An 8,363-nucleotide genomic window follows, 5' to 3' on the forward strand; every position below is an offset into this window, starting at 1 on the left:
GCCGCGGATATGACACTTGGGCGGAAGCGGTAAACGCCAAAGGTGGGATTAAAGTAGGGGATAAACAGTACCAAGTGAAAATGTTTTACGCTGATGCTCAGAGCGATCCTGCTGCTGGGGCCGACGCAGTAGAAAGAATGATTACCAAAGAAGGAGTTGACTTTCTGTTAGGACCCTATACCAGTGGAGTTACATTAGGTGTAGCCCCTATTGCGGAAAAGTACAAGGTACCCATGATAACCGGGTCGGCAGAGTCGCCGCTGATCTGGCAACAAAAATTCAAATATACCTTTGGGACTATCCCGGCAGTTAACCTTACAGCTATTTCCCCGATTTATACATTAGCTAAGAAAGGCGCAAAAAGCATAGCAATCATCGGGATGAATGATGCTTTTTCCAAGGCCACGGCGGAAGCTTTCAAAGGCACCGCAGAAAAATTGGGCCTTCAGGTGGTCAAGTATGATATTGTACCTTCCGGGACTGACTTTACTCCGTTGTTAAGTGCTATTAAAGAGTTGAACCCGGATATTGTAGCGGTGGGCGGTCATGAGAAGGAACACATGGAAGTTATCAAAGCCGCCAAGTCGCTGAACTTTATGCCCAAGGCTTTTCTGATGCACTATGGGGTTACTAACCCGGACTTCGTTGAAAACTTGGGGAAAGATGCCGAAGGCGTATTTGGGGCTGCCGTTTGGACTATAGATATTGACCTTCCCGACCCGTTGTTCGGTTCCACCAAGGAATTTGCAGAAGGGTATCGGAATCGCTGGGGAAATTACCCGGATTACACTGCTGCTGGCTGTACCGTTGCGGGGGAAATGTTTGAGGCAGCCTTAGAAAAAATCGGCGCCACGCCTCCCTTGTCTGAGGAGGAGCGGGAGGCCCTGGTAGCAGCTTTAGAAGAAGTTAAATTAGATACCTTCTATGGAACCATCGATTTTGCCAGTGAAGGTGAATGGTACCATAACAATACGGGCCTTAAACCTTTAACCATCCAAATCCAAAATGGCGAAGCAAAAATTGTGGGCCCAGCGTCGGCGAAAATGGCGGAACCAGTTTATCCGGCACCTGGTTGGAATGAACGGTAAGAGTTAAAGCTGTTCTACGAGGCGAGGGAGGGGCATCCCCTCCCCGCAAAAAATTTAATTACCAGTCGAGGTGGATTAGTAATAATGGAACTGTTATTACAAACACTGATAAATGGCTTGCTTATTGGAGGTATCTATATCACCATAGCCGCGGGGTTTACCCTTGCCTTTGGTGTGCTCCACGTAATTGATTTTGCCGTTGGCGAATGGGTGATGCTGGGAGCTTTCACTGCATTTTGGTTAAGTTATTTTACTCACCTCGACCCGCTACTATTTCTGCCGGTTCTTTTTGTTTTCTTCTTCGCGGTTGGTTATCTACTTCAACCGGCTCTGCAGCGGGTAATTACCAATATGCGCAGCAACGCTTTATTAATGGCCTTGGCTTTTACTTTTGGTATATCGGTTCTACTGCGCGGAGGAGCACTAACCGTTTGGGGATTCAATGATCGGAACTTAACTACCTGGTTATCTGGACAGAGTATTTCGATTCTGGGTATTTCTATTCCAGCTCTACGCTTTGGAGCGTTAATCTTTGCGGCTGTTACTACCGTTTTGTTCATCTGGTTTTTATATAAAACGAAATTAGGGCTGGCGGTAAGAGCTGCGGCCGAGAGGCAGGATGTTGCCGGGTTAATGGGTATAGATTCTACTAAGATTGCGCGGATAGTCTTTGCCATATATACGGGATTAACAGGAATGTCCGGGGCTTTTATTGGCGCCATCTTTTCCATTAACGCCGAAATGGGGATTCGATACACCATTTTTGCCTTCTTTGTGGTAGTAGCCGGAGGACTGGGATCTATTCAAGGTGCAATTGTGGCAGGAATTCTTTTGGGAATAATTAATAGCTTGGTTTCGGTATACATTGGCGGGCAATATGTTTTCCTAATCTTGTTTTTAGTGCTCTACCTGATTCTTTTGGCCTTGCCCAAAGGATTATTGGGTAAAGGCTGGTAAGGAGGTTTAGCATTTGACGCAAAGAGGAATTAAGCTTTCCCGGCAACTTTTTGGATTGGCAGTGTTAATACTGGTGTTACTGGCGATACCTTTCGTGATTTCGTCTTTTTGGCTACGTATTTTTACTGGGGCCTTAATGTGGGTTGGGTTGGCTCAAAGTTGGAATATATTAGCTGGTTACATGGGCTACGTAAGTTTCGGACACGGGGCTTTCTTTGGCGTGGGGGCGTATATTACGGCGATATTGATGTCTCATGGGGTGCCGTTTATCATATCTTTGATAATTGCGGGGGTGGCTACTGCCATCTTTGCGGCCATAATAGGTTACCCCACATTGCGTTTACAAGGAGCCTATTTCGCCATAGCCACCTGGGCTTTTGCCGAAGCAGTACGTCAGGTAGTACTGGTTCTGCCCTTTACTGGCGGTCCTTACGGGATGAGGTTGCCCCCATTACTAAATGAAAAACTATTTTATTTTGTGATGCTGGCAATCGCTGCCCTGGTGGTCATAGTAACGTATTTCTTATTTCAAAAATCCTTGTTCGGTTTAAAAGTTAGGGCCATTAGGGAAGAGGAGGTTGCTTCCAATGCCTTGGGGATTAACACTACCAGCATCAAGATCCAGGTTTTCGCATTGAGTGCGCTATTTCCTGGTTTGCTGGGAGGGGTTTACGCTTATTGGATCACCTATATTCATCCGGAAAGTGTACTCACGCCGTTGATTGCAGACCAAATGGTGGTTATGGCCTTGCTAGGGGGATTGGGTACCGTTGCCGGACCAGTATTAGGGGCGTTAGTGCTGTTTATCGGCAACCGCTTGTTGTGGGTACTCTGGGGTGACACATCTTTTTACCTGGTCTTATTAGGATTGGCTATTGCTCTAGTAATTCTCTTCCTTCCCAACGGCCTGATCAGCTTATTGCCGAATAGGTTTACGCAACCTAAACAACTTCAGCCTCATCAGGAAAAACCCACCCAGGATTGTACGGGCTAAATTTTTAGATAGGAGAGTGGGATATGGCGCTGTTAACTATTAAATCATTAACCCACTATTTTGGTGGTTTGCGAGCGGTAGCTAATTTTGATATAGAAATTGACAGTGGTGGCATTTACGGTCTTATCGGACCTAACGGTGCAGGCAAAACTACGGTATTTAACCTTATTACTGGAATTTATCGACCCATGGAGGGTTCCATTATCTTTAAAGGAGAGGACCTGGTGGGCAAACCGCCCCATTACATCGCCAAGAAAGGTATTGCCAGGACGTTTCAAAATCTTAGGCTGTTTTCTAGACTAACTGTCAGGGAAAATATTGAAGTGGTTCGTTTCAAACGGGTCAAAAAAACGGGAGACAAAGAAATTAATATCAAGACTGACTACCTGTTAGAACTACTTAATCTTGAAAAATTTGCCAATTACAACGCCGGTGACCTACCCTATGGTGCTCAGCGAAGGTTGGAAATTGCTCGCGCTTTGTCTATTGAACCGGACTTGTTGTTGCTGGACGAGCCAGCAGCAGGAATGAACCCGTCAGAAGTTGATAATCTGGGGCAGTTGATAAAAATCATTTTGGAGCAATTTGATATCACTATCCTGTTGATTGAACACCATATGCGTCTGGTAATGCAATTATGCCACCAGATTACTGTAATGAATTTTGGCGAGGTCATTGCCAGGGGCACGCCGGAAGAGATTCGCAGTAATAAAAATGTGGTGGAAGCATACTTGGGTAAAGGGGTGATCCGTCTCCGTGGTAAAAGGGCTGGTAGTTAAGAATTTGACAGTAGCTTATGGTAATATCGAAGTAGTCCATGGGGTTTCCTTTGAGGTTCACGAAGGAGAGATTGTGACCCTCATTGGGGCTAACGGCGCAGGGAAATCTACTATTTTGCGCGCAATTTCCGGCATGATCCCCGTGAAAAGCGGTACTATCACGTTTAATGAACAGGAGATAACGTCGCTCCGTTCTCACAAAATTACTGAACTGGGTCTAGCCCATGTACCGGAAGGCAGAGGAATCTTTACCCGGTTGACAGTGCTAGAAAACCTAATGGTTGGAGCGTACAGAAGAAACGACAAAGCTGAAGTGAACAATGATTTAGAGCGGGTTTTCACTTTATTTCCCCGGTTGTATGAACGTAAAAAACAGTTGGCCGGAACCCTCTCTGGCGGAGAACAACAAATGTTGGCCGTTGGCAGGGCTTTAATGACTGGAGCATCGTTATTGCTGCTGGATGAACCTTCCATGGGTTTAGCCCCCGTGTTGGTCGAAAGTATTTTTGAGGTATTTGTAGAGATTGCCGAAGCTGGCAAAACCATTCTACTGGTAGAACAAAATGCGGCTATGGCATTATCCATAGCCGATCGGGGTTATGTACTAGAGACGGGCAACATCACCTTGAGCGGTACGGCGGATTACTTAGCGAATCATCCCGGAGTAGCTGAAGCGTACTTGGGTGGTAAATCGCTTCTCAATCTTTAACCCTGGAGACCTAGAGCAGTCGAACTTTGAGGGAATGTGTTAGACCGGGAGAATGATGGTGCTACAACAGGAGGCCTTCCAAGCTCTTTTTTCTACGGAGCATTTTAGATGCATTGAAGCATGAAGAAGGATTGAACAGCACATCAAGTAAAATGGGCTTCAAAGAATTAGACCGCATGACTAGTAACATTAGTGGATATATTATGTTGCATGCTTCATCACATTTTTTCGTCAAACCACATAGCTGGCGATGGATAGCAAATTCTTGATTTTCATGGGTGACAAAGCTTGGTTCTAGGAAATGGTAGGCTGGCACCATTTTTGCGCTGGAATAAAGGGGGATGGCTGCAGCATATCCCAATATTCTGGGCGAGGAGTGGTGCTGGCATGACTGAAAATAAGCTGAACAGTTACCGGATTGCTCAACAACAAATCCAGGCGGCAGTAAAACAGCTAGGGCTAAGCTCAACGGTATATGAATTGCTGAAACAGCCCATGCGGGAACTGACGGTTGCTATTCCGGTGGAAATGGATGATGGATCCGTTAAAGTTTTTATAGGCTACCGGGTACAGCACAACCATGCGCTGGGGCCGCTTAAAGGGGGGATACGTTTTCACCCGGAGGTAACCCTGGATGAGGTGAGGGCTCTAGCTATGTGGATGACTTTTAAGTGTGCCGTGGTCGGTCTTCCCTACGGTGGGGCCAAGGGCGGTGTGATTTGTGATCCTAAAAAGTTGTCGCTACGGGAACTGCAGCGCTTGAGCCGCGGATACGTTAACGCAGTGGCTCCCCTTCTGGGAATTGAAAAGGACATACCCGCCCCGGATGTTTACACCAACGCCCAGGTAATGGCCTGGATGATGGACGAATTTTCTAAGATCAAGCAGTACAATGAGTTCGGGGTAATTACCGGCAAGCCTCAAGTAGTTGGAGGCTCGGCCGGGCGGCATGAGGCTACGGCTCGTGGATGCATGATTGTGGTACGGGAAGCGGCGCGGGCTTTAGAAATACCTCTGCAGGGCGCGACGGTTGCCGTCCAGGGTTTTGGAAATGCGGGTAGCATCATAGCCCGGCTGTTACATGAACAGGGCTGCCGCCTGGTGGCGGCTGTAGATTCATCCGGCGGCGCCTATAACCGGAGGGGGTTGGATCCTATCCGGCTGGCAGAATACAAGTCCAAGACCGGTTCTGTAAAAGGGTATCCCGGCAGCCAAAATATTACTTCGCAGGAACTCTTAACCCTGGATTGCGATATCTTGATACCGGCGGCGCTGGAGAACCAGATTACGGCTCAGAATGCCCCTTATGTCAAGGCTAGAATTATCGGAGAGGCGGCCAATGGTCCAACTACACCTGAAGCTGACCGCATTTTAAAGGAAAATAGGACGCTGGTTATTCCCGATATACTTGCCAGTGCCGGCGGGGTAACAGTTTCTTACTTCGAGTGGGTACAGAACAGGATGGGCTATTACTGGTCGACGGAAGAAGTTAACAAGAAACTGGAAGATATTATGGTTAGATCGTTCCGGGAAGTGTATCAGACATATCAGCAGCGAAAGGATGTAGATATGCGCACAGCGGCATATATGGTTGCCATCAAGCGCATAAGTGAGGCAATGGAGGTCCGGGGCTGGCTGGGCGAGGAGAAAAAAGAACAGCGGGAACGCCAGGTTTTACTGGCTTAAATGCTAACCTCCTTCCAGGATTTACGGGAGAATCCTCACCTTATCACTTGAATGTTATAATTTAAGATAAAAGCATGGCCACCGGCTGTGGCGGTCGGTGGCCGTTTCCCGGGAGGAGGCTCGAGTTTGCAGGAGATTTTAGACTCTATTCATAACGGCGTCATAGTCGTAGACCGGCAAGAATTGATAACCCTGGTTAATAGGGCTGCGGAGCGGTTGCTGAAGATTTCTCGGAAGGAAGTTCTGGGTAAGCCTATCCGGGAGGTGTTGCCGGAAAGCCGTCTCCACGAAGTTTTAGCCACGGGAAGGCCCCAGCTCAACGAGAAGAAAATGGTGGAAGATAAAGTTCTTCTGATCAACCGCACTCCTTTTTATAAAGACGGAGTCTTGCAAGGCGCCGTTTCTATATTTCAGGATATAACCGAGTTAGAAACGGTTACTAAAGAACTTAAGCAACTGCGGGAATTGAAAGAGGAATTGGAAGCAGTTTTTGATGCTTCGTACGATGAGATTTATGTGACCGACGGAGAAGGAAACACCACCCGCATAAACAAGGTGGGTGAAAGTTATTACGGGGTTAAAGCGGAAGAAATGATAGGCAAGAATGTTAAGGACCTGGAGAAGCAGGGGTATTTTTCTCCTTCTGTAGTAAGCATTGTACTCCGGGAGAAGAGGCGGATTACCATAGCCCAGAAGACGAAAAGCGGTAAGCAGTTGATAGTTACGGCCAATCCCGTATTTGACGAGACGGGTAACATTGTGAGGGTAGTAGTAAATTCACGGGATATTACGGAATTGACCAATCTGCGGCAGAAACTCCAGGAGACGGAACAATTGGCCGAAACCTACCGGAATCAGATTATGCAGCTTACCCAGGAAAAGGCCAGCCAGGTGGAAATAATTGCTGAAAGCCCACAGATGAAACAAATCCTGGACATGGTTCATAAAGTGGCCGCTGTTGACTCCACTATTTTGATTATGGGCGAATCAGGAGTGGGTAAAGGAATTCTGGCCCAGCGGATACACAGCCTTAGTCCGCGTTCTCGAGGACCTATGATTACCATAAACTGCGGCGCTATCCCCGAAAATCTGTTGGAGTCCGAGCTATTCGGTTATGAACCGGGTGCTTTCACCGGTGCCCGCAAAGAGGGAAAAAAGGGTTTGCTGGAACTGGGAAACGGCGGCACCGTATTTTTGGATGAAATTGCCGAGCTGCCTCTCAATCTCCAGGTGAAACTTCTGCAGGTAATCCAGGAAAAAAAGCTCCTCCGGGTCGGAGGGACAAAGTTTGTCCCGGTGAACATCAGGATAATAGCAGCTACCAACCAGGACATTCAGAAGTTGGTAAAAGAGGGGAAGTTTCGCGAGGATTTATATTATCGCTTGAACGTCATACCTATAGTAATTCCTCCCTTACGGCATCGGAAGGAAGACATTCCTCCATTGATAAATCATTTTCTAGCCCAGTTTAATGCCAAATACCAAATAAATAAAAGACTGTCAGCAGAAGCCATGGATATTCTGGTTAATTATGAATGGAAAGGAAACGTACGAGAAGTAGAAAATATTGTGGAACGCTTGGTAGTAACTACCGAAAGTAGCGTCATTGAACCGGTCCACCTTCCGGAATATATTTTGAACTCTGGTGCCAGCAGTAATAATCGGGTTTACGTTCTGGATCTTTGTCCGCTGCAGGAAGCCACGGAAGAACTGGAAAGACAGCTCATATCCAAGGCTTATGAACGATACGGGAACACTTATAAAGTAGCAGAGGTTTTGAAGGTTAATCAATCCACTGTGGTACGCAAGATGAAAAAGTATGTTATCAAAAAGAGGTCTAAAAAGAGTAAAAAAGAATCTTTGTCCGACAGAATATCGTTAGATTGAGGGGGCAAGATAGTGAGAGGATTTTACGGAAAGCTTTTACGAGTCAATTTGTCAGGGCAGGACTATCGGGTGGAAGATATACCGGCTGAAATTTTAGAACGGTTTTTGGGGGGCAAGGGCCTAGGATCATACCTTTTATTTAAGAACGTACGGCCCGAAACCGATCCCCTGTCGCCAGATAATTGCTTGATCTTCACCACCGGACCGGCCTGCGATACTCCGCTGTTGGGGGCCAGCCGCTACGGCGTGTACAGCAAGTCTCC

General features: G+C 47.0%; 8 protein-coding genes. All 8 read left to right on the forward strand.

Translation table 11 applies throughout. The annotated features are described in order from the left end of the window. On the forward strand, positions 1-1,088 hold a 1,088-nt coding region (locus KKC1_RS09670; protein WP_088554253.1), incomplete at its 5' end, for an amino acid ABC transporter substrate-binding protein. An 84-nt stretch (positions 1,089-1,172) separates the two neighbouring features. Beyond that, a complete protein-coding gene (locus KKC1_RS09675) occupies positions 1,173-2,045 on the forward strand; it encodes a branched-chain amino acid ABC transporter permease (protein WP_088554254.1) in 873 nt (290 codons plus the stop codon). A 13-nt stretch (positions 2,046-2,058) separates the two neighbouring features. After that, positions 2,059-3,039 (forward strand): branched-chain amino acid ABC transporter permease, encoded by a 981-nt coding sequence (locus KKC1_RS09680; RefSeq protein ID WP_202820026.1) that lies wholly within the window; start codon positions 2,059-2,061, stop codon positions 3,037-3,039. 23 nt (positions 3,040-3,062) lie between these two features. Then, on the forward strand, positions 3,063-3,818 hold the full coding sequence (locus KKC1_RS09685) for an ABC transporter ATP-binding protein (protein WP_088554255.1): 756 nt from the start codon (positions 3,063-3,065) through the stop codon (positions 3,816-3,818). Then, entirely contained in the window at positions 3,796-4,527 is a 732-nt protein-coding gene (locus KKC1_RS09690) for an ABC transporter ATP-binding protein (protein WP_088554256.1), read from the forward strand. The genes KKC1_RS09685 and KKC1_RS09690 overlap by 23 nt, the downstream gene beginning before the upstream one ends. A 387-nt stretch (positions 4,528-4,914) precedes the next feature. Further along, positions 4,915-6,213 (forward strand): Glu/Leu/Phe/Val family dehydrogenase, encoded by a 1,299-nt coding sequence (locus tag KKC1_RS09695; RefSeq protein WP_088554257.1) that lies wholly within the window; start codon positions 4,915-4,917, stop codon positions 6,211-6,213. Positions 6,214-6,339: 126 nt separating this feature from the next. After that, the gene (locus KKC1_RS09700; protein ID WP_192868174.1) at positions 6,340-8,100 is read left to right on the forward strand and encodes a sigma 54-interacting transcriptional regulator; all 1,761 of its coding nucleotides are present in this window, start codon (positions 6,340-6,342) and stop codon (positions 8,098-8,100) included. A gap of 12 nt (positions 8,101-8,112) precedes the next feature. Continuing rightward, on the forward strand, positions 8,113-8,363 hold a 251-nt coding region (locus KKC1_RS09705; protein ID WP_272946668.1), incomplete at its 3' end, for an aldehyde ferredoxin oxidoreductase N-terminal domain-containing protein.

Source organism: Calderihabitans maritimus, assembly GCF_002207765.1.
In the GTDB taxonomy this organism is placed as follows: Bacteria; Bacillota; KKC1; order Calderihabitantales; family Calderihabitantaceae; genus Calderihabitans; species Calderihabitans maritimus.

Excerpts from the sequence above, each read along its gene's own strand:
- KKC1_RS09675 (WP_088554254.1), top strand. The coding sequence starts at position 1,173 with ATGGAACTGTTATTACAAACACTGATAAATGGCTTGCTTATTGGAGGT.
- KKC1_RS09685 (WP_088554255.1), top strand. The coding sequence starts at position 3,063 with ATGGCGCTGTTAACTATTAAATCATTAACCCACTATTTTGGTGGTTTG.
- KKC1_RS09695 (WP_088554257.1), top strand. The coding sequence starts at position 4,915 with ATGACTGAAAATAAGCTGAACAGTTACCGGATTGCTCAACAACAAATC.